At 35.4% G+C, this 23,783-nt stretch carries 19 protein-coding genes; 13 read left to right on the forward strand and 6 right to left on the reverse strand.

Annotated elements, in window-relative coordinates; genetic code table 11:
• Positions 1-234: 234 nt before the first annotated feature.
• The gene (locus AAHJ11_RS21615) at positions 235-846 is read left to right on the forward strand and encodes an HU family DNA-binding protein (protein WP_320975000.1); all 612 of its coding nucleotides are present in this window, start codon (positions 235-237) and stop codon (positions 844-846) included.
• 171 nt (positions 847-1,017) lie between these two features.
• Here the strand turns inward: AAHJ11_RS21615 and AAHJ11_RS21620 are convergent, their stop codons facing one another.
• Positions 1,018-2,571 (reverse strand): ATP-binding protein, encoded by a 1,554-nt coding sequence (locus tag AAHJ11_RS21620; protein ID WP_320974999.1) that lies wholly within the window; start codon positions 2,569-2,571, stop codon positions 1,018-1,020.
• A gap of 364 nt (positions 2,572-2,935) precedes the next feature.
• Complete coding sequence (locus AAHJ11_RS21625; RefSeq protein ID WP_074558232.1) at positions 2,936-4,135, reverse strand: ATP-binding protein; 1,200 nt, start codon at positions 4,133-4,135, stop codon at positions 2,936-2,938.
• 1,296 nt (positions 4,136-5,431) lie between these two features.
• Here AAHJ11_RS21625 and AAHJ11_RS21630 point away from each other — a divergent pair.
• The 5 genes from AAHJ11_RS21630 to AAHJ11_RS21650 all read left to right on the forward strand — a co-directional run bounded on the left by AAHJ11_RS21630 (position 5,432) and on the right by AAHJ11_RS21650 (position 10,910).
• Entirely contained in the window at positions 5,432-6,757 is a 1,326-nt protein-coding gene (locus AAHJ11_RS21630) for an MACPF domain-containing protein (RefSeq protein WP_258979038.1), read from the forward strand.
• A 396-nt stretch (positions 6,758-7,153) separates the two neighbouring features.
• Positions 7,154-8,011, forward strand: coding sequence for a glycosyltransferase family 2 protein (locus AAHJ11_RS21635; RefSeq protein WP_259011304.1), 858 nt, complete (start codon positions 7,154-7,156; stop codon positions 8,009-8,011).
• A gap of 190 nt (positions 8,012-8,201) precedes the next feature.
• Positions 8,202-9,017: a glycosyltransferase gene (locus AAHJ11_RS21640; RefSeq protein ID WP_320974998.1), complete on the forward strand. Its 816-nt coding sequence runs from the start codon at positions 8,202-8,204 to the stop codon at positions 9,015-9,017.
• Positions 9,018-9,069: 52 nt separating this feature from the next.
• Complete coding sequence (locus tag AAHJ11_RS21645) at positions 9,070-10,071, forward strand: glycosyltransferase (protein WP_258979035.1); 1,002 nt, start codon at positions 9,070-9,072, stop codon at positions 10,069-10,071.
• Positions 10,071-10,910 carry a glycosyltransferase family 2 protein gene (locus AAHJ11_RS21650; protein ID WP_259011303.1) on the forward strand — a complete coding sequence of 280 codons (840 nt, stop codon included), beginning with the start codon at positions 10,071-10,073 and terminating at the stop codon, positions 10,908-10,910. The genes AAHJ11_RS21645 and AAHJ11_RS21650 overlap by 1 nt, the downstream gene beginning before the upstream one ends.
• Positions 10,911-10,982: 72 nt before the next feature.
• On the opposite strand, the gene AAHJ11_RS21655 is transcribed toward AAHJ11_RS21650, so the two are convergent.
• Positions 10,983-12,308, reverse strand: a complete 1,326-nt coding sequence (locus AAHJ11_RS21655) for a glycosyltransferase (protein ID WP_320978080.1) — start codon at positions 12,306-12,308, stop codon at positions 10,983-10,985.
• Positions 12,309-12,397: 89 nt separating this feature from the next.
• Entirely contained in the window at positions 12,398-13,327 is a 930-nt protein-coding gene (locus tag AAHJ11_RS21660) for a glycosyltransferase family 2 protein (RefSeq protein WP_258979029.1), read from the reverse strand.
• A 357-nt stretch (positions 13,328-13,684) separates the two neighbouring features.
• Between AAHJ11_RS21660 and AAHJ11_RS21665 the strand changes: the two genes are divergently transcribed.
• The gene (locus AAHJ11_RS21665; protein WP_320978081.1) at positions 13,685-15,991 is read left to right on the forward strand and encodes a glycosyltransferase; all 2,307 of its coding nucleotides are present in this window, start codon (positions 13,685-13,687) and stop codon (positions 15,989-15,991) included.
• 87 nt (positions 15,992-16,078) lie between these two features.
• Here AAHJ11_RS21665 and AAHJ11_RS21670 read toward each other — a convergent pair whose 3' ends face one another.
• Complete coding sequence (locus AAHJ11_RS21670) at positions 16,079-17,182, reverse strand: glycoside hydrolase family 99-like domain-containing protein (RefSeq protein ID WP_320974996.1); 1,104 nt, start codon at positions 17,180-17,182, stop codon at positions 16,079-16,081.
• 28 nt (positions 17,183-17,210) lie between these two features.
• Positions 17,211-18,194: a glycosyltransferase family 2 protein gene (locus AAHJ11_RS21675; RefSeq protein WP_320974995.1), complete on the reverse strand. Its 984-nt coding sequence runs from the start codon at positions 18,192-18,194 to the stop codon at positions 17,211-17,213.
• Positions 18,195-18,391: 197 nt separating this feature from the next.
• On the opposite strand from AAHJ11_RS21675, the gene AAHJ11_RS21680 reads away from it, so the two are divergent.
• From AAHJ11_RS21680 to AAHJ11_RS21705, 6 genes are read left to right on the forward strand one after another with little or no spacing between them, the layout of a single operon-like run.
• On the forward strand, positions 18,392-19,201 hold the full coding sequence (locus AAHJ11_RS21680) for a glycosyltransferase family 2 protein (RefSeq protein WP_234131657.1): 810 nt from the start codon (positions 18,392-18,394) through the stop codon (positions 19,199-19,201).
• 1 nt (position 19,202) lies between these two features.
• On the forward strand, positions 19,203-20,252 hold the full coding sequence (locus tag AAHJ11_RS21685; protein WP_148364199.1) for a pyridoxal phosphate-dependent aminotransferase: 1,050 nt from the start codon (positions 19,203-19,205) through the stop codon (positions 20,250-20,252).
• Positions 20,249-20,980 (forward strand): NTP transferase domain-containing protein, encoded by a 732-nt coding sequence (locus tag AAHJ11_RS21690; RefSeq protein ID WP_148364200.1) that lies wholly within the window; start codon positions 20,249-20,251, stop codon positions 20,978-20,980. The genes AAHJ11_RS21685 and AAHJ11_RS21690 overlap by 4 nt, the downstream gene beginning before the upstream one ends.
• Before the next feature lie 15 nt (positions 20,981-20,995).
• Entirely contained in the window at positions 20,996-21,808 is an 813-nt protein-coding gene (locus tag AAHJ11_RS21695) for a LicD family protein (protein ID WP_148364201.1), read from the forward strand.
• A gap of 30 nt (positions 21,809-21,838) precedes the next feature.
• Positions 21,839-22,972 carry a glycosyltransferase family 4 protein gene (locus AAHJ11_RS21700; RefSeq protein ID WP_320974994.1) on the forward strand — a complete coding sequence of 378 codons (1,134 nt, stop codon included), beginning with the start codon at positions 21,839-21,841 and terminating at the stop codon, positions 22,970-22,972.
• Positions 22,969-23,781: an FkbM family methyltransferase gene (locus AAHJ11_RS21705; RefSeq protein ID WP_320974993.1), complete on the forward strand. Its 813-nt coding sequence runs from the start codon at positions 22,969-22,971 to the stop codon at positions 23,779-23,781. The genes AAHJ11_RS21700 and AAHJ11_RS21705 overlap by 4 nt, the downstream gene beginning before the upstream one ends.
• Positions 23,782-23,783 lie beyond the last annotated feature (2 nt).

Raw genomic sequence — 23,783 nt, forward strand, 5'->3', positions numbered from 1 at the left:
TAATAAGTTAATAATCAATTATATAAATAGAATGAAAACAGGAGTAGGATAGTAAAAAATATAATGCGTCTGCCCTGGTTCACTACAGTAAAAAGATATGTCTACTAGAGTGAAAAGAACCGTTCACTGTAGTGGAACAATCAGGATGGCGGTTGAATAATAAAAGAATAAAGGCAAGATGTGATAAGCGCATCAGGTATATAACATATAAACAACCATTAAATTAGAACAAAGATGGCAATACAATTCGAGTTTTATAAGAATCCCCAACCGGAGAAAGAAGGAGAAGAACCTAGTTATCACCCGCGGGTGGTTAATTTTCAACATGTGACCACTCAAAAGCTGGCAAGAGAAATCCATATGGCAACTACTTTCGGGAAAGCGGAAGTAGAAGCCATGCTAATGGAATTGAGCAGATGTATGGGAAACCACCTACGTGAAGGAGAACGAGTACATCTGGATGGAATCGGCTATTTCCAAATTACATTACAGGCTACCGAACCTGTACATTCGCTTGCCACTCGCGCAGACAAAGTGAAGCTAAAATCTATTAACTTCCAGGCCGACAGAGATTTAAAAAGTTTATGTATGAGTACTCACTTACGACGTTCGAAATACAAGCCACATTCGGCGTCCCTTTCAGAAGAAGAGATTGACAAGAAGCTCACTGCCTATTTTGCAACCCATCCTGTATTGACCCGTAGTAATATGCAGTCACTCTGTTGTTTTACCCAAAGCATGGCCAGCAGACAGATTCGTCGTCTAAAGGCACAGGGTAACTTACAGAATATCGGCAAACCCACACAGCCTATTTATATACCAGCTCCAGGGCATTATGAGAAATGAGTTCAACGGGTATGAGAAATAAGCCAAATTAAGGCCTATTCGCGAATGAAACTATGAGAAATGCCAAATTCAGAAACATTTCTCATAGTTTATACTATTAATAATCTGATACTTAGAACATATTTATGAGAATATGAGAAATGAATATTTTATATCCATTTCGGAGGCGTGTCAATTCTCCACTAACCACTTTTCTATATTTCTTGTTTCAGCACTAAAGTTCACACCAATCTTGAAAAGCTTTCGTGAATCCGTTGCAAACGGACGAGCATAATGTTTATCCTCTATCTGCCGCAAAGCTTCTTCCGCCGTACCATTCAATTTAAATTCCATGATATAGATGAATTTATCGGTCTGCAATACCATATCCACACGACCCTCACTCGTATGGTATTCTGCTTTTACATAAAACCCAACCAGTTTACACACGATATAAAGCACATTCTGATAATGTAACTCCAGTTCGCGTGCAAGCTCATAGGGAATATCCGAAAAGAAACTTTGCAAGCGACGAAAAAAAGATTCATAATCACCGGCCTCCACTTCACGAACAAATTTCAGAATTTCAAAAGGAGACTCCACTTTATTGACGTTCGCATAATAAGGGAGGAGAAAACGGATAAATCCTTCCTCCACTTCACGATTAGGAAAACCTAAACGATATATTCCAAAACGCTCATCATACCCCTTAATGGTGAGGTATCCGCTCTGATAAATCACCGGGATAGGATTGGTAGATTCAGAATCTATACTGTTCAGTACCTGTTCATCGGTTTCTTCATGGGCCATCCGATGAAGGTCGTAATGATGTTTCTTCAACAATTCCACCAAATAAGTGGGAGTACCTGTTTCAAACCAGTAGCTTTTAAACTCATTCCTATCAAAAGCCAAAAGCAGACTGAAGGGATTATACATTCCTTTGGAATTGTGCGTGAAATGATAGCCATCATACATTTCTTTCAACCGGGCACATATCTCCTCATACGTCACTCCCTGCACATTGGCAAATTCATGAAGTTCGGCATCCAGATTATCGTATAGTTCCTGTTCGCTCACACCACAAATGTCTATATACTTATTCCACATTGAAATGTCATTCAGGTTATTCAAATCACTGAATACACTGACTTTACCGAACTTGGTCACTCCCGTCAACAAAGCAAACTTAATGCAACCATCCTGACTTTTCAATGCGCCATAGAAAGCTTTCAATGTATTGCAGAAACTCTTTTGCAAAGCATCATCACCAATAGCCTGTAACATTGGTTTATCATACTCGTCCACAAGAATGACCACAGGCTGTCCTTCCTGCCGACAAGCACGTTTAATTATACCCTCAAAACGCATCGCCAAGGATTTTTCCGATGGCTCAGCACCATACATCTTCTCCCATTCCACTAATGCCCCGTTCAGCTTATTTTCCAAACTTTCCGAAGTATCGTATTTTTCCGTATTAAGATCAAAATGTAATACTGGATATTTTACCCAATCTTTTTCCTGCTTCTCCATAGCCAGTCCTTCAAAGAGTTCACGCTTTCCTTGAAAGTAGGCTTCAAGCGTAGAAATAAGCAGACTTTTGCCAAAACGGCGCGGACGACTCAGGAAATAGTAGCTCCCGGTTTTCACCAATTGATAAATCAATGCAGTTTTATCAATATAGAAATAGCCACCTTTACGAATTTTTTCAAAATTCTGTATGCCAATAGGGTAAATCTTGCCACTCATATTTCAATCTGTTTAAGTTCACATCGTACAAATATACATAGAAATATCTATATTGCAGCAAACCGCACAAGGAAAGAATTACGAGAATCAAGATATAATAGCAAAGGCAGACTATAGAATTTGGATAAAATCAGTGGATATGTTACTAAGTAGCATTCGATATGATCTATAAAGTGTATCCATCATTTCTCATTTTTGGGTTATACAGACAAATATAAAGTAAATTGCCGAATAAAACCAGCATTTTTTAGAAAAACTGCAGGTTTCATTCGGCAACTCTACTCTAACCTTACCATCAACCGCTTATGCACGCTTATTTACGCCCCAGACATTATAAGAAAGAATATTTCCTGCAGGTTTCCCGTCAATACAGGAAGCCTACAATCCAAATCGGCAATTTACACCTGTAAGGCGTTTCTATTCCATCAGCTAAAATATAAGAATCAGGCACATCTGCAATCTGATCATACGTTTTACCTTCACCACCAACTTCCAAAATATATCTTCCATTGACCCTAAAATCTCCGGTTTTCTTCCCGTACTCCACTTCATTGTCACACGAAAGTTGATTGACCACAAACGTTTCACGTGCCGTTCCTATTTTCACAGGATGAGAAGCTAAAGCATATAGCAGATTAGGATTATCCAGGAAAATCTTATCCGGCTTTTGCATCTTCTTGACAGACAACAGATCCGCGTATAGCAAATGGAGCAATTTCGCCTTTTCCAAGCTATTCAGATATTCGATGACAGTATTACGATGAACACCTATAGTTGTTGACAATTTGGAAATATCCACCTCAAAAGGAACAGAAGTTGCAAGAATGCCCAACAAGGCCTTTATCTTACGCACATTACCCACATCAATTCCACACAACTGGGGTAATTCCGTTTCTACAATAAAATTAACAACCTGTTCTATACTTGTATAATAATCTATCTGATTTTTCAAATAAAACGGATAATATCCATATTGCAGATATTCCTTAAAAAGAGGTAAAGGGCGACACACTTTATTCACTTCCGAACAAATCTTTTCGGGCGAGGTCAAGACTTCTTCCAGCGTACATACGGGAAAGCTCATTTGTTTATAAAACAATAGAAATTCTCGGAAAGAGAGCCCCTGCATCTCATAAGGGATACAGCGTCTGGATAAGTCGGCATCAGCATTTAATATATTGAGTAAAGAGGACGCGCTGAACACAACCTTCAAATCGGGATACATGTCATATACTTCTTTTATCTCCTTACTCCAAGTCGGATATTTATGTACCTCATCCAGAAAGAGATGCTTTCCTCCATTCTTTACGAATACATCCGCCAATTCCAGCAAAGTATGATTAGAGAAATAAACAGAATCCAATGTACAATAGAGCACGTCCCTACTATAAACCTCATAATGCAGTTTCATATACTGTAACATTAAAGTTGTTTTCCCCACTCCTCGAGGCCCTCTAATAGCCACCAACTGAGCATCCCAATTGATTCGATGCATCAATGTCCTTATAATCTCAGTCGATGTCAATGACAACAAACGGTCTTGTTTTGCAAAAAGAGTTTCCATACATTCCTATATCTTAGTATTATGAGACACAAAGATAATAAAATGCTGTTTGCAAACAGCATTTTATTATACTTTTTGCTGTTTGTAAACAGCAAATAAACACACTCTCAACAAAAGAGGTCTCAAGCCTATATCTACCATATAACATTTCACCTGATACAATATGAAACACTCCAGTAATTCGCTAAGATATTTTTCAATCAGACTCAATGGCCATTTGAAGGATATGGAAGCTTTTTTATGCGCTTTTACCTCCAGAAATGACAACAGAAGGAAAATGAGCGATTTGGATATTTATATGATGCAGCTATTTCTTATCAGAATTGGAATAGTATATGCCCAAAAGAAATAGGAGCGATTATTTAACATTGAACATTTATATAGAAGCAGAAAAGAATTTCCAAATCCAATATGAGAGTTTCTTTCCGTCGTACGGATAGAAGTCCATTGTCAGATCAATCAGTTTATGCTCTGCAAAACACAAGTCATCAGCTATCACAAACAAAATTTCGCCTATATTATCATACAGCTAGATATGTATGTTGCAAGAGCATAGTTGCTTTGCCAATGCCACATGGCCTCTAAATAGCAATAAGCTTATTATCCCACTCTATCTCATCATAGAAATAACGGACAAAATCAGTGGATATGTTTCTAAACAACATACGATATGACTTATAAAGCGTATCCATTATTTCTTATTTTGGGGTTATACAAACAAAATAGAGTAATTACCGAGCAAAACTGGCAATTTTTGGAAAAGCTGCAAATTTCATTCGGTAATCAGGTCTATATTTATATTTTTTATAGAAACGAATTATGACATCTAACAAAATGTTTTAAATATCCTCAAAGCACCGCCCATTTAGTCTATTCTACAAACTTTCCAGAATACCATATTTTACACATTAAGATCAAGATGTAATACTGACATTTTGCATAATCCCTTTCCAACTTCTCCATCATTATATTTACATAACCACAAGCAAAAGCTTATCAGACATTTTTTATAGACTTCTCAATAAACCACATCAATAGATAACACTTCAACTTAAATACAATTGACGTTTTTGATGTTTACAAACACACACTTAAGTTTTGCTATTTTCAACATTTTTCCTAACTTAGGCATTTATTAACTGTAAAAAATAATATTATGAGAAAAAATTATTGGTTATTAGGTTTATTATTAACCATTTGTTATTCTTGCTCTGACATTGAAGACTTTTCAAGCAATCCATCTTCCAAGCCTTTCTTAAGTTCTACAACTAGAGCTGCCGGCGATGAAAAGTATGTGTGTTAGGATATGGTTATGATGTGACAGGTGAATACCTACATCCTCTATCTGTTCGAAACCCTGTACTTAATATAACAAAGTATGATCAAGAAAAGCATGAACGAGTGCAATATGGCACTTCTTCTTTTGGACATGACCAAATGTATTATGGTTACTCGGCCTCGGATTATACAAAAGACATTATAAATGAAACTAATGTTGATTCAAATATGAGCTATGGCAATGAAAAAGTTGACACAGTACCTTATTTCTCTGGGAATATAACCAATAATAATTATTTAAAGACCGAATATGCCTATTCTGATAAATATTCATTCGCTAGTGTAGATGCCGTTAGAAATCGTAAATATATTAAAATAAACGATGAGGTAAGCAGTCTGTCACAATACTTATCAGACAGTTTCAAAGAAGATTTAGAAAGACTTTCTCCCGATAGATTAGTAGAAAGATATGGTACCCATGTATTAACAGACTTTATAATTGGCGGTCGGTACAAATTGATGTATAGATCTGTCATTACACATACAAAAGATGCAACTCATAAAAAGACCACTGTAGCCTCCGGACTTAAGGCAGCATTGTTTGGAATTGGTTTTTCTTTAAATATATCAAGAACCGTTCAAACAGATGAATCCTTAGTTAAGGATAATCAAAACAAAGAACTTTTTGTTCAATTTTATGGTGGTAATGGCACAAGTCTTAAATATGATTTAGAAAAAGGAATGCCTACTGGTATAGACGTACAAAGTTGGGAAAATTCTGTCTCTTTAAGTAACGCATGCCTTACTAATATTAACTGGAAAGAAACCTATCCTATTTATAATTTTATATCTGATCCAGTGAAAAAGGAGGAGATAAAACAAGCAGTATTCAAGTACATAAGCAACTCTCGATTTAAAGAACTTAAATTAAACCTTTTATATGCTTACGACTGCCGAGAAGGACGGAAACACCTCGTTACTACTGATGATGAAATAGCAACTCGCTACCCAGATTGGAAATTTTGGAACTATGATGGATATATTCTTACAGAACAACTACCCGGAACGATTCCACTATACGAATACAAGACAAATGATATAACATTAGACTTCTTCACAACAACAATTCCTAATTACGATTTAATGAATCCACTCTATAGAAAATCTATGATTATAGGCTATGTTTATGAAAAGCCGACAGAGTTTACAGTTCCACTTTATGAATATTATCATACCGAACATGATGACCACTTAACAACCTTAGATCTCAATATTATTTATAATCACGGAGGATGGATCCGAATAGAACCTCCTATAGTCGGGTACGTTTATCCCAATAATTAAACACCAAGAGAACACGCGTCAGAATTATAAATCTAAGATCTCAGTTCACAAGTAAGCTTCCTTTTAGTTTTGCTCTTTGAAAGGAAAAGAAACAGTCTTATTAATATCTACTAAGGAACTATATCGATAAAAAGCTATTTAAGCTTGGGGCTTATTAGTCCTCCGTTAACAATATTAACGATTATAAGAAGTTTCTCGCTTGAATGCAAAACAAAAAGAGAGCTTACAATTATCCAAACTTTATTCATTTTTCTAATCACTGAACATATATTATTATACATAATATCTATTTTTGCAGAAACATTATGGAGTAATTATCATAGAAAAATCTATATATACATACAAAAAAGCAAAAGTCTCATACAAACATTAACAACAACCATAAACTTAAATAATATGCCACAACTAACCATAATCACAATTAATAGAAATGATGCTCAAGGATTAGAGAAAACCCTAGAAAGTATATGGGAAAAGCAATCTTTTAAAAATTTTGAACATATTATTATCGATGGAGCCTCAACCGATAATAGCATTAACATTATAAAAAAGTATGCATCACATTTATCTTATTGGGTATCAGAGCCTGATAAAGGGATCTATAATGCAATGAACAAAGGAATTATTAAAGCTAAAGGCAACTATCTATTGTTCTTAAATTCCGGCGATTGGTTAGAAAATGACATTCTAACGCGAGTATTTAAGGAAAGTTTCACAGAAGATATTGTCTATGCTGATTTATACCTGTATCGTAATGCCGATGACATACAAATCAGCCCTTATCCCGACAAATTGACCCTACCCTTTATATATAAGTATTCTTTAGGACATCCGTCTACTTTTATTAAAAGAGAACTCTTTAAAGATATGCTATATGAAGAAAAATACCAGATTATATCAGATTGGGCTTTTTTTATAAAACAGATCCTTTTGTTTAATCGCACAACAAAACATCTAAATTTTGCAGTCTCATACTTTAATGTTTATGGAATAAGTTCTGACCCTAAAAGTGGCAACTTAATCATGCAAGAACGTTCCGATTTTTTTAAAAATAATTTCCCCTATTTGATTAGCGAGTTTTATCAGAATCATACTACCCTTCAAGAGAAGGTAAGAACTCAAGAGCAGGCATTAGACATATTATCAAAACACCGAGTTCAACAACTTATAGACAATGTTTGGATTCAAAGAAAAGCACGACAGTATATTAAATTCTTATTTTTAGTAAGAAGATTTCTTAGAAGAAGAAGATAATAAATATCTCAAGTCGTCACTCTGAATATCTAAAAGAATCTAATGCCAACCTCTATCCAAACACCATACTATAATAACATTGAATATACAATATTAGAAATGATGAATATTAATCAAAAAAAAATAGTAGCTTTGCAAGCTATAAACCAGAAAAAACTAATGTATAACATCATTGTTAACAGAAATAAAAATGAGAAGAAAGTTGATTCGAAAATATAAAGCATTCAATCAAGACTTTCAAAGGTCTAAAGAGCTAATTCTTAAATGGTTTATTCCCGAAATCAAAAAAAGGCTCTTTGGAGTAAAGAAAACCAACTATAAAGACATCCCTATCATTATTAACAACTACAACCGTTTGGAAATGCTAGCAAAGCTAATCCATAGCTTAGAAAATAGGGGATACCATAATTTATATATTATTGATAACCAATCAACATACCCTCCACTATTAGAATACTATACAAAACTACCATACCCTGTATATATGTTAAATAAAAATGTCGGGCATTTATCATTGTGGGAAACAGGGATATTTAAGCAATTCAAGGATTCTTATTATGCCTATACCGATTCTGATTTAGAGATCCTTCCTAATTGTCCTGACGATTTTATTGAGAAATTTATTTTATTGCTACAGAAATATCCAAAAGCATTGAAGGTTGGCTTCTCAATCTGCATAGACGACCTACCAGATCATTATAAATTAAAAGAAAAAGTTATAAAGTGGGAAAGCATTTTCTGGAAAGAAGAAATAGAACCTAACATATTCAAAGCTTTAATAGATACAACCTTTGCTGTATATAAGCCCTATTTTATCGGAGAACCTATTGACCCAGACTGTTTCTGTATTCGAACCGGACACCCTTATTCCGTCAGACATTTACCTTGGTATATGAATAGCGCAAAGCCAACTGAAGAAGAATTATATTATTTGGGACATATTAAAACGCTAACTCATTGGTCTAAACAAAATCAGACAAATACAAACTCGGCTAAAAAAGAGTGAAAAATATATCTATAATGTTCTCTATTAAATAACGCAATTAAAATATCAGATTATGAAATGCTATATTTGTCTAACAGACTCCATAGTCACTCGAAAAGATTATCTTGATTTACTAAAAGTCATGTTAATCAGTGCCAAGAAAAACACATCTCTCCATTTAGTTTGCCTATATGATGGCAACACAAATGACCTTGTTTATAGGTTATTAAAGGAATTCAATGTAGAAATAATCCTCCATCAATTACCCTATAAGCAAGAGTTGATGGAGATATATCCGCGTGAATGGATGTTGCAGAATTTAGGGAAAGAAATCGAATATAACCGAATTTTCGGAACATTTATGAGAATGGAAATCCCCGTTGTAGAAAAAGAAGAAAAGTATGTTCTTTATTCTGATATAGACGTGATTTTCAATTCTGACATTTTACTTGAGGAACTTCCACATCCCACTTATCTAGCAGCTGCCCCAGAATATGAACGTAATGTGGAAGATATGGAATATTTTAATGCGGGAGTATTAGTTATGAATATCCAAGGCATGAAAGAGAAATATGAGGAATTTATTCTTAAAATGAAAAATAGAGAAAGAAACATATCTGGACTTTTTGACCAAGGATATTTAAACGAGCTATGCTTCAAAGACATGGAACTACTACCAATAGAATATAATTGGAAACCTTATTGGGGTATCAATGACAAAGCTAAACTTATCCATTTTCATGGCATGAAGCCTAGCAGCAATCTCAATGAGGCTGGTTTTATTACTGATAATTCTTTTTTCCGTATCGTTTTCGAGGCAAATCCTGGCGGCTATGCAGGATATGTATACTATTTTACCCAATTCTATGATTATCTGGGAAGAAAAGAAGACAAATGGTTATACAATCACCTACAAGAAGTTTTCAATTTATATAAAGATCCATCTTTTTTCTTTTCTAAATATAACAAGTATAAGCTTAAATACCAGAAATATAAGAAATACTATTTAGTTACTTTAGGAATATCCTGTGTCCTACTAATACTGTTATGTTTAACTCTTATTTTAAAACAATAATGAAGAAACAACCATTGATATCAGTTATCGTTGCTTCGTACAACTATGCTAAATATATAAAAGAGACTTTAGATTCTTTAATCAGACAAACTAATAAATCATTTGAAGTTATTGTGGTAGATGATGGAAGCAGAGATCAAAGCCTTCCTATAATAGAAGAATATGCCAACCGTTTTAAAAATATAAAACTATACACACATCCCAGTAACCAAAATAGAGGATTAGCTGAGACTGTGAAATTAGGAATTGAAAAATCCAATGGAGAATACATTGCATTCTGTGAGAGTGATGATTATTGGACTAATAACCATATTGAATATTTACAAAATACAATCCAACAGAATCCCTTAGCAAATTTCATAGTCAATGGTATCAAAGTTATAAACCTATCGAATAACCCTGAATATGATTCATATATAGAATTTAGTTCCTCATTCCTCAAAAAACATTCAGGTAGTAACATATTTCCCTACCTTGATTCAAACTATATCCCTACATTCTCAGCTGTTTGTGTGAAAAAAGAAGTAATCCAAAATATTAATTTTAGCACCCCTTACCCCGCATGGTTAGATTTCTGGCTTTGGAGACAAATATGTGTGTTCAATAAAGTATATTACATTCCTCAAGAATTAACTTTATGGAGAAAACACAATGAAAGTTATGATGCAGTCTCTGATAATAAAGATTTCAACGGCTTTATAAAAAGCTCAGACCAATATCTAGTATCTCAATACAGTTTATCCCAGATAATAGCCAATGCCAATATTCCCAAAGATAAAAAGTCTCTCAAACAATTTATTAAATCTTTTTGCCACTCCATATCATTCAAGAATGAATAGCAGCAGCTAATGCGTAAAGAATCTAAAACGTTTTCAAGATGACAATATAGAATCAAAGGCTCAACAAAAACATTAAAATTCATCTTTAAGAATAGAAGTATAAACCGATAATCTCCGATCCAACATTTCTTGTGGATTATACATATTCTTCATTTTGTCATTAGCCTGATAAACCAACATTTTTTGTAACTCCAAATCATTGGATAATTTAATCATAGCATCTGCGAAATCAATAGTATTGTCAGCTATCAAGCAATCTACACCGTGGCTAAAATGAATACCTTCCAATCCTTTTGAAGTTGTAATAAAAGGAACATTTGAAGAAACTATATCAAGTATTTTCATTCTCATACCACTTCCGATACGAATAGGAACAAGAGCAATGCTCCCCTGCAAGAAAGAGGTCAAATTCTCAACGAATCCAACTAACTCTATCTCAGGACAAGCCGTTCGTAGTTCAGCAGAATAACGCTCATATCCCATTCCAACCACTTGCAAAGTGAACTCAAAATTGCATTCACGCAAATAGGGAACAATTTCTTTACAAAGCCATACAACAGCATCTAGATTTGGAAAATGCTCTCCATATCCCACAAAAGTAAAACGCCGATGAACACAAGGGATAAACTCCGTCTCTGAATTCGATTCAAATTTTATCACTGCAGGAGAAGCATAAATGTGATCTTCACGACCTAAAAAGTTAGCTAACAATAGCCTATCGACTTCCGTCAAAGCAATTATATGCTTATACTTCTGCAACGCATTCCATTCGAAGTCTTTTGCAATAAGAAAATTCATCCGATCGCTAGGCCATATTGCCTGAAAAAGGTTCATCTCATTCTCGTTACGTATATATCGCAATTCATGATGAACAAAAATCGTCTGTACATTCTGCGGTAACACATATCCCAATGCTATCAATTCATAAAACTCTACCTGAATGATATCAAACCCTGTATGTGCTACTTTTGTAACATAATCTATATATCGTGTATCAAATTCTTTATATACAGAATTAGGTAAAACAGACTTTTCACGTACAAAATCTTTATCTTTCAACAGATCGACAGTACCGTTTGACGTAGACAACAACTGCCTCCGCATTTTACGTTCAATAGACGTCTTGAGCTTTTTCAGCCACTTATAATAAAAAGGATTTCGCACCAAAGGAGAATCCGGTTCTTCTTTGGTCTCTTTAACAAAAGTATAAAAATCCACATCTCCCCACAAATCTTCTAACTTTTCTACTCTTTTTGCCTCATCAACCGTCCAAGCATAAAACAACACTGAAACTGAAATCTTATGGCGAATATAGTCTACCATCTGAAAAAAAGCCTGATTCCCCCCAGAATTCAAAGGATAAGGGACACAAGGTATAATAAAAAGTATTTTCTTCATTTTGTATTTCAATATAAATTACTATTCAACCATTTCTTTCTAACTAGGAGATAAATTATATACCGAACATTTCACCAAAAGAAATTATCTCAAATAAAAAGTTTGGCTTTTAAAATATGGGAGCGTAAAACACGTGAAGCCACATTAGGAGAAAGTCTTCTCAAAATAGCATATAAACAAACCAAATCTTTTAGACTATAGTTTCCTCTTACAGAACACTCTAATATTACATTCACATAAGTCACCAATGCATCTTGAAATCTAGACTCCCGGAGATTTAATCTATAATTCATTCCAATCCATTTTAGAAAAAGTCCGGTAGCTTTAAGCTTCTCCCTATCAAAACGTGTAGAATTACTTATATTCTTATCTTCAGCATTCCGCCAATAAACAGGAGTTCCCGGCAACGAAATAATACCAGCTGTATAATCTGCAAACTTTGCCCATGTTGCATCATCTGAACACCATGCCAAAGGAAACCTAACAAACCCTCCTGTTTTTTTCCAAACATCACGTGTAAACACATACTCACACGCAGCAGAGGATATTTTACCACTTAACTTATCCAATAAGAAATCAGAGCCAGAGATCCTTTCTGCCTCAAAAGGCGGATTAGTATATTTTAATTTACCATACGAATCCACTATAGCCAAAGGAAAACGAAATACGGCATCACATTCTCCTGATTTCCTCCAAGTCTTCATCACCCGCTCTACAGCATCAGGTGGCATTAAATCATCATCTGAAAAAAGCCATACCAGCGGCTCATCAGATAATTTAATACAGCGCTCCCAATGGGCAACCAAGTCTCTCCCACCCCAATTTTGTTCAAAACGGAAATAGAATATATCTAATTTATCCTTATAATCAGATACTATTGATTCTAAATCATCAGGACTGGCATCATCACCGATATAGACCGTAAAGTCACGATTACTCTGCCTTACAATAGAATCTAAAACCTCCCGAAAAAAACAAGCTTTATAAGCAGGTATAATGATCGCCAGTTTATTTTTCATTTTTCTAACTATTCAATAGTTTCATTTGCAAAGATAAGTAAATGAGATGAAAGATTTGCATTAATAAGATCACTTTAATTTCTGATATTCTTGATTCTAATAGAGGTAAACCTAACAATCAATTATACAAGAACAATTGACTTTATATCTTAGTAGTTATCTCCCTATGCCAAAATAAGATCAAAAACCATTGCAGAGTATTAAGTTAGATGAAAAAACATATTGTCTTAAAACCTATACCTCTGAGATTAATAACTTGCCACTCTTATTTTTTCTTTATACCTTTGTATCATTATATATAAAAACAATCTGTACTTCTATAAAGCGGTACTTCACCTCAATCTATTTTAATTCATCATGGATACTGATATTATAATACCCATCTATAATGCTTTTGATTTTACTAAGAAGTGTATAGAAACTGTGATTGAACATACAGATCTCACCAAACATACCTTACTACTTATCAATGATAAAAGTACAGACCAGCGAATCCTTCCTTTGCTAAACCTGTTTACGGCAGAATATCCATCTTTAAACATTGCAATAATCAACAATGAGAGCAATCAAGGATTTGTACGAACGGTTAATATCGGCATGCAACACTCGTTACGCGATGTTGTTTTATTAAATAGCGACACAGAGGTTACAAAAAATTGGCTCCCTAAAATACAAAAGTGCGCATATAGCAAAGCTGCAATAGCAACTGTCACTCCACTATCTAACAATGCGACATTAGCATCCGTACCTGATTTTATGTCAGAAAATACGATACCATCAGATTTTACGATAGAGAAATATGCAGAGATTGTTGAAAGATGCAGCATGAACCTATTCCCTGAAATTCCTACTGCAAATGGATTTTGTATGTATATTAGACGAGAAGCCATAAATAACATTGGTCTCTTCGATGAAAAAGCTTTTGGGAAAGGATACGGTGAGGAAAATGATTTTTCATACAGATGTCTACAAGCCGGATATAGGCATCTACTATGTGACAACACATATATCTATCATAAAGGAACCCAGTCGTTTTCTCAAGAAAAAACAGAACTAATAAATTCTCACCTACAAATATTAAAAAAGAGATATCCTTCATGCATCGAGAACACAGAATCCTTTGTACAACAAAATCCAATTTCAGATATACAGTTAAATATCCGCTATGCCATTAATTTACATTCTAAGAAAAATGTATTAATTGTAATACATGATTTCAAAGAAGCTGAAAAGAAAAATATAGGAGGAACAACTTTACATGTACATGATCTAATAAAAAACATGAAAGAAGAATTTAATTTTCATGTTCTTTATTATTCCGATGATGATTTTAAATATCATGTAACTTCTTTCTTACCATTTGATAAAATTACCTCCACACTAGGTGCATATTCACAATATACGACATTAAACCTCTACAATGATACATTCAATAGAGATATTAAAATACTAATAGACACTTTAAAAATAGACCTAATACATATCCATCATTTAAAATACATGTATTTGGATATATTCAAAGTAGCAAAAGAAAAAAGTGTCCCTGTCATATACACTTTACATGACTTTTATTCAATATGTCCTTCTATGAACCTCTTTAACAAAGAAACTTTTCTATGTAACTATGCTAACACAGCAGGATGCGGTTCATGTATAGCAAAAACATTCAGCCTAAATATCAACTTCATTCCACTGTGGAGAAAAGAGTTTTATGAAAATCTTAAAACTGTAAAGAAAATCATTGTTCCATCTTACAGTACAAAAAATATATTCCTGAACACATATAAGGATTTAACAATCGAAGTGGTAGAACATGGTTATGACAAAATAAACGAAAAGCCTAATAATGACAATCCAGATAAAAAGAAGAATAAAAAGTTTAATATTGCCTTTATTGGATATATTACAGAAGAAAAAGGACTAAAATATTTAGAGGAATTAACAGAGAAAGTAAAAGGCACAGACATAAACGTCCATCTTTTCGGACAAACAACAAACAAAAAATACAATAAAAATAAGAAGAATTATATTTATCATGGCAAGTATATACAACAAGATCTTCCCAATCTACTACTAGAGAATAACATAAAATTAATCTGTTTATTATCCATGGGACCCGAAACATATTCTTATACCTTATCAGAAAGTTTAATTTCAGAGATCCCCGTAGTCTCTTTTGACCTAGGAGCAATTGCCGAACGAGTAAAAAGAACAGATGTCGGCTGGATTTTACCTATAAATAGTACATTAGACGATATCTTTAAACTCATCTCAACTATTAAATCAGCCCCACAAGAATATGAACAGAAAGTGGAAAGAATCAGACATTTTTTAAAAGACATGAAGTCTTTAAAAGATATGGGCAATGAATATACGGAAATATATAACAAAACCATCAATGCATTTCCTATTGAAAATCACGACATATACTATGTACAATCAAGGAATGAATTTTACAGAAAAGGGAAAGAGATTCTGACGTTAAACCTTAGAGAAGAAAAAAAGGAGTATAAACGAGTAAAGCATATTATTAAAAGTTCAGTTCCTTTCAAACAAGCTTTTAATGAAGTACAAAATTTTCGTAGCACTTACACCAGCAGTAAATATAGAAACAAGATCTTTTTCAAATTTATATGGTACAGAATTCTACGAATTAACATCTAGAGAAATCTTACAAAACGATTTCTCTAGATCCGGCTCGAACACGAGCAACATTATATATTCTAGAAAAACACAATCACCTCCCTATATCTAAAAGCCACCTTCTTGCATACTTTTTACCACCTTTTCTGTTTCTTCTAAATAACGGAATCCCCATTTTAAGTCAGGTTCCAAATGATTACCCTCTGCCCATTCATTCCAAGCATTGACAAAAACAAAATTCTCGTCTTTGCTATAAGGCACAAATTTATTCATAACCGAACATAACCATTCACCGTATTTTTCGGGAGTACTCTTGTCTAAAATAAACATTTTCTGTTTTCGACGAGAAGTATTATCCCACATTGGAGTAACCCCCGGATACATTTTATAGTCAGGAAAAGGAGTTTTACAAATATAATCTACATATTCCGAGTAATCAATCTTTTTCTTCTTACATGTATTAAAAAGGTGACGATTTATATTATAAGCAAACTTCCGTAATGGGTTTCTCTTTTTTTGAAATTCATTCATTTGATGAGTGAAAGGTTGAAACTCTACGGCAGCATCAAAACCATCATGAAGGTATTCTTCTCCATAACAATCCATAGTTTCGACGCGGCATAAATACAACTCCACTCCTTTACTAGAAGCTTCTTCCCTCCAAACTCGAATAGTCTCTTTCATATTCGGGAAAAGCATGGAACGATAAATTAAAAATACAGGTTTACCATCTACTCTTATATATCGAGAATCACTAAATACATTATCTAACAGATAACGGATATGCGCACGATCATCCTCTTCCGAGTAATTTTGAGCAATCAGAACATGACGACTTCCACCATCCCATGCCCTTGTCCAATTTTCATTAGCCCAACAAAGCATAAATGGAAAATCAGGGTTGCCAGAAGATAATACTTCTTCTAGTGGTCTTTCCATCAATTGATGACCATTAAACCAATAATGATAATAACAAAAGCCATTAATCCCGTGCATTCGAGCCATATCAGCTTGCTGCTGACGAACTTCCGGAACACGCAGATCATAGAAACCTAAATCTGCTGGTAAATGCGGCTGATAATGGCCACGATAAAGAGGCCTAGCCTTGACCACATTTCTCCATTCAGTAAATCCCTTGCCCCACCATTCATCATTTTCAGGAAATGGATGATATTGCGGCAAATAAAATGCTATAATTCTTTTGTCAACCATATCTTTCTTTATTGCACTTCACAATTCATTACAACCTATCTCTATCTCTTGTAGGTTGCCATGGATTCAAAAAACTCATGTATTTATTAACCCGTTCCCATCTATATGTCCACACACTTGTTCCAAAACATCCTTTCAGTTTTTCAAACAACAACAATCTCATTTTCGAATCAACTGTTGCACGCTTTATATTTTTATAAAGCATTCCATGCCGCATCAAACGCTTATAACTCCCTATTGGATAAGAAAATGATTCAACATAATGTACTACTTGAATATCTTCAAGAATCGCATTACCTGAAGCATTACCCTCAACAGTTGTACTTGTTGAATGCAATCGAAAAAGGTTTAACTTTTCATATAACTCAACAACGATCCCTTGCCTCGCCATCTCTATCCAAAAAAGCCAATCACCACTATAGCGCATTGAAAAACAAGACAAATCCTTTATCCGTTCAAAACACTGTTTACGAAAAACAACGCCACTAGCGTTATAAATATAATTACGCCAATAAAGATTATGTTTTATGTAATCTTCACCATCAAAAACACCTATATTGTGAGGACGGCGTAATTGTTTTGAAGTCCAACGGTCAAAATCTGTAGATAGTTCATTCCCTTTCTCGTCTATACAATGTGAACCTAAAAAACAGAAAGAAGCATGAGAATATTGATTTAAGGCAGAAACAGCCTTTTCCAAAAAAGAAGAATCAGCCGCATCATCGCTCTCGGCAATCCATATATATTTTCCACGAGACAAACTAATCCCTTTTTGCCACTGAGCAAAAGGACTCCCTGTATTGACAGAATTAATCTCCAAATGAGCGACACGAGAGTTTGTTTTATAATGGTTTAAAATAGACACACTATCATCGGTTGAAGCATCATCTAATAATATAATTTCATAGTCTGTATATGTTTGTGCCAATACAGACTCGATACGTTGCTGCAAAAAACGAGCATAGTTATAATTAGGGATGATTATACTAACTTCCACCGGATGATTTTCCATTACAAACACACTATATTATCTTAGTTATTATAACAAACTGATAGCAAAGATACGGATATTATTCTTAAAAAGGATGCTAACCCCCTAATGTTTAGCAAAAAAGCCTTTAACGCTTGTCACAACCAAATAAAATGTATACATTTGTAGAATTTTAGTGCAAGCCCCCTTAACTATTTAACTAACTTAGTAATAATTATATGAATAAACCAATGGCGAGCAACATAAGTACATCGCTAATTATATCCACCTATAATAGAAGCGACGCATTAGAATTATGCGTTAAAAGCGTGCTACGTCAATCTCTCCTTCCTAATGAAATTATCATTGCCGATGATGGTTCTAAAGAAGATACAAGAGAACTAATTCATCAATTGGCTGTTTCTTCCGAAGTCCCCATTATTCATGTTTGGCATGAAGATTTAGGTTTCAGACTGGCCTCCATCCGCAACAAAGCTATTGCGAAAGCATCTAAAGAATATATTATACAAATTGACGGAGATATCGTCTTACACAAAGATTTCGTCAAAGATCATGCACATTTTGCTAAAAAAGGTAGTTTCGTAACCGGTAGCCGTGTATTAATCCGGGAAGGTTTAACCCAAAAGATGCTAGCAGAAAGGAACTGTATTATCTCTATTCACGACAAAGGTACTAAGAATGCAATCAACGGAGTACATTTGCCTTGGCTAAGCCCATTACTTCAGCATTATCGCCAATGGGATATTTCATATTCCAGAGGATGCAATATGGCTTTCTGGAAAGAGGATTTATTAAAAGTCAATGGGTACAATGAAGCTATTACCGGATGGGGAAGCGAAGATCATGAATTAGTGTGCCGCCTTATCAACAGCGGTGTACGCAAGCGTACCATCAAATTTGCGGGAATTGTGTTCCATCTTCATCACGAACTACATGGAACAGATAATTTGAGCAACAACCGCAGCATTTTGAACGAAACGAAAGTCAGGAAACTAACCTGGTGCGATAAAGGAATCATACAAAACTAATATGGAAAAGAATTTGAACTTTTTAGATCGAAACGAATTTAACTACAGTCCATCAAAAGAAGTAGTAGAAGCTTTAAAAAACTTCGATATAAATAAACTTTGTTTTTATACCCGCATTTATGATGAAGGAAAGAAAAGTATATTATCTGTTTTCTTATCCGAACTTTACGATATAGATGAAACACAAGTCTTATTAGGATACGGCGGAGAAGATATTCTGAAACAAGCCGTACACTACTTCCTGACTCAAGAAGATGGAAATAAAACGATGTTGATTCCCAAGTTCTCATGGTGGTATTATAAATCAATTGCAGATGAGGTGAATGGCCATACTTTGCAATATCCTCTCTACGAAGACGGAAATACTTTTAAATATGACTTTGAGACGCTAAAAGATATGATTCGGAAAGAGAATCCGAAGATTCTTTTACTAGCTTCTCCCAATAACCCTACCGGCAATGGTTTGACTCCGAAAGAATTGGATGAACTACTTGCAGAAGTACCCGGCCAAACAGTGGTATTGATAGACGAAGCATACGCTTCTTTTGTTTCAACTGATACCAGTTATATCAAAAAGCTGGTTAATAAATATCCGAATTTGATTATTTCCCGTACCTTATCTAAATTTTATGGATTGCCGGGTTTACGTATGGGATTCGGATTTATGAGTAAGGAGCTGGAAAAATTCAGCAGATACAGCAATAAATATCTGGGTTACAACCGGATATCCGAAGATATCGCCATTGCGGCTCTTAAATCGGACGCACACTATCGAAACATCGCAAAACTGATGAACGAAGACCGTGAGCGTTACGAAAAGGAAATCGGCGTGTTGCCCGGATTCAAAGTATATGAATCGGTTGCCAACTTTATTTTAATCAAATACCCGATAGAGCTGAAAGAGGCTTTACAAAAGGCTTTTGCTGAACAGAGTTATAAAGTGAAATTTATGAATGAACCGGATATCAATACTCATTTGCGTATCACATTGGGTCGCCCAGAGCAGAACCGGATCGTTATAGATACAATCAAAGAAATCGCATCCAAATGAAAGCAATAATATTAGCCGCAGGAATAGCTTCACGCTTACGCCCGCTGACCGATACGACGCCCAAATGTCTTCTCAAGATAGGAGAACGATGCCTTTTGGAAAGGGCTTTTGATGCTCTGATACAAAACGGATTTGATGAATTCATCATTGTCACCGGGTATCGCCAGCAGCAAATCGTTGATTTCCTACAGGCACATTATCCAACCCAAGATATTACTTTCATCTATAATGACAGGTATGAATCAACCAACAATATCTATTCATTATGGCTCACCCGCCCATATACGGATGGGGAGGAAATTCTGTTATTAGACAGCGACATTGTATTCGATCCGCAGATTGTAGAGAAGCTGCTTCATTCGGATAAGGACGACATATTGGCACTGAATCGCCATGAGCTCGGAGCAGAAGAAATAAAAGTCATCGTGGACGACGCACAAAAGGTCGTGGAAATCAGCAAAGTCTGTTCGATATCCGATGCTATCGGAGAGTCCATCGGCATCGAAAAGATGTCAGCTGAATATACCAAGGCGCTATTTCGTGAACTGGAAATTATGATTACTACCGAAGGACTGGATAATATATTCTACGAACGGGCTTTTGAGAGACTGATTCCGCAAGGATATAGTTTTTACGTTATGGACACCACCGAGTTCTTCTCGGCCGAGCTGGACACAGTAGAGGACTTTCAACAGGCACAGAAGCTGATTCCATCCAGTCTTTATTAATTAAAATCAGATAAAATGGCTAATTACGACATCCGCCCTCTACAGCTTCGCATATTAAAGAACTTATTAGCTGTTGACAAAGTTTGCAAAGAACATAATCTGCGATATTACATCATGGCAGGCACCATGTTGGGAGCTGTACGCCACAAAGGATTCATCCCCTGGGATGATGACTTGGATATCGGAATGCCAAGAGCTGATTATGATTTACTAATGGCTAATGCCAAAGAATGGTTACCGGAACCTTACGAAGCGGTATGCGCCGAGAATGATAAGGAATATCCTCTTCCGTTCGCAAAGGTGCAGGATGCCAATACAACCTTAATCGAGCGTATGCATCTCAAATATCTGGGAGGTGTATATATTGATATATTTCCACTCGATGGAGTTCCGGAAAGCCGCATGGCGCAAAGAATGCATTTTGCGAAGTATGAGTTCTACAAACGAATACTTTACCTGATTCATCGTGATCCATACAAACATGGGAAAGGTCCCAGTTCATGGATACCGCTATTATGCAGAAAGTTTTTCACCCTTACCGGAACACAGGAAAGCATCAGGAAGGTAATGAAGAAATACGATTTCGACCAATGCGCATTAGTCTGCGATTATGATGACGGAATGAAAGGAATCATGTCGAAGGACATTCTGGGCACTCCTACTCCCATCCGGTTTGAAGATGAAGAAGTATGGGGAGTACAGAAATACGACACTTATCTGTCACAGAAATATGGAGATTACATGACCATACCTAAACAAAGTGGACAAAGACAACACAATTTCCATTATTTAGACTTGAATAAACCTTATCGGAATTTTGAAGTCTAAATTATAATCATATAAAGGTAAGAAGTAGAAATGAGAATAGGTTTTGACGGAAAACGTGCAGTACAGAATTTCACCGGTCTGGGTAATTATAGCCGCTATATAGTGGATATTCTATGCCAATTCGGTCCGGAGAATGAATATGTGCTGTATGCCCCCAAGAAACGGGAAAACAAGAGGCTGGACAAATTAACGAAGCAGTATCAGCAACTACAGCTTTCTTATCCCACTACTTCTTCCTGGAAAAAGTTAAGTCCATTGTGGCGAGTATGGGGAGTCACCCGCCAATTGGAAAAAGAAAAAATCGATATATTCCACGGGCTTAGTAATGAGCTGCCCCTGAATATTCATCAAAGCGAGGTAAAAAGTATTGTAACGATCCACGATCTGATCTTTCTGCGCTATCCGCAGTATTACCATTCGATCGACAGGAAAATATACACATACAAATTCCGTAAAGCCTGCGAAAATGCCGATAAAATCATTGCTATCAGCGAATGTACCAAGCGTGATATTATTGAGTTTTTCAGGATTCCCGCCGATAAGATAGAAGTTGTTTATCAGGGATGTGACCCTTCATTCATACATCCTGTAGCAGAAGAGAAGAAAAGAGAAGTCCGGGCTAAATATCAGCTACCGGATCACTATATCCTTAACGTAGGAAGTATTGAAGAACGCAAGAACGCCCTTTCAGCGGTGCAGGCACTAATGATGCTTCCTGAACAAATTCATCTCGTCATCGTAGGACGCCATACGGAATACACTGATAAGGTTGAACATTTCATTAAGGAGAATAAGCTGGAAGAAAGAGTGCATATCATCAGTAATGTTCCTTTTGATGATCTACCGGCTTTTTATCAGTTAGCAGAAATTTTTGTATACCCTTCCCGTTTTGAAGGTTTTGGTATTCCCATCATAGAAGCTCTGTACTCCGGTATTCCGGTAGTGGCCGCTACAGGATCTTGTCTGGAAGAAGCGGGAGGTCCCGATTCTATCTATGTACATCCTGACGATATCAAAGGAATGGCCGATGCCTTCAAACAGATATACACAGATCCCGAGAGAAAAAAGAACATGATTGAAAAGGGGCATTCTTTTGCCAAAAGATTCTCTGAAGAAAAGCAAGCGGAAGAGATCTTAAACATCTACAAGAAACTAATGAAATGAACGTACTTAAACATACAATAAAGAAATTTATATATGGCACTCTTCCATATTATTTCATGAAAGGGTATAAACCTGATTCACCCTATCTGAAATATTATGAGTATATTAAAAAACACGGGTATTCAAGACATTTGTATGAATTCAAAGATGAATATACAAATATGCCTGTCAATATACAAAAGGATGAGAAAAAAGGCTTATACTATGTACAACAAGAAAAGAAACGGCTATATTTCAGAAAGAGTACTCCACCCAAGAAAATTCAAAAGTACTACAGGGCTTTGAGTATGGAGCAGGACAAGCGATCACCGCACCATTATTTCGATAGTGTAAAAGATGTCACAGGAAAAGTTTTTGTGGACATTGGTTGTGCCGAAGGATATTCTTCACTGGAAATCGTAGAAGAAGCCAAGCATATCTATTTGTTTGAGCAGGACGAACAATGGCTGGAGGCTATCAGAGCTACTTTCGAACCATGGCAGGATAAAGTTACAATCATACAGAAGTATGTGAGCGACCATAATTCTTCGAGAGAGCAAACTCTTGATGATTTCTTCAATAACCAGACGGATGAACATCTGTTTCTTAAAATGGATATAGAAGGAGCCGAACGGCACGCATTGACCGGATGCAAGAACTTATTTCAAAATTGCCAAAAGCTGGATTTTGCTATTTGCACATACCACTTGCGTGATGACGAAGAAGTTATCTCTACATTCCTGAACAAACACAACTGCGCATATATTAATCAAAAAGGTTTTTTCAGGCATAGAATCCGCAGTGTAGTGATGCGCGGAAGTAAGAGGTAATC

It is taken from the genome of Bacteroides sp. 90-K9/2, assembly GCF_047310725.1.
Classification (GTDB): domain Bacteria; phylum Bacteroidota; class Bacteroidia; order Bacteroidales; family Bacteroidaceae; genus Bacteroides; species Bacteroides vicugnae.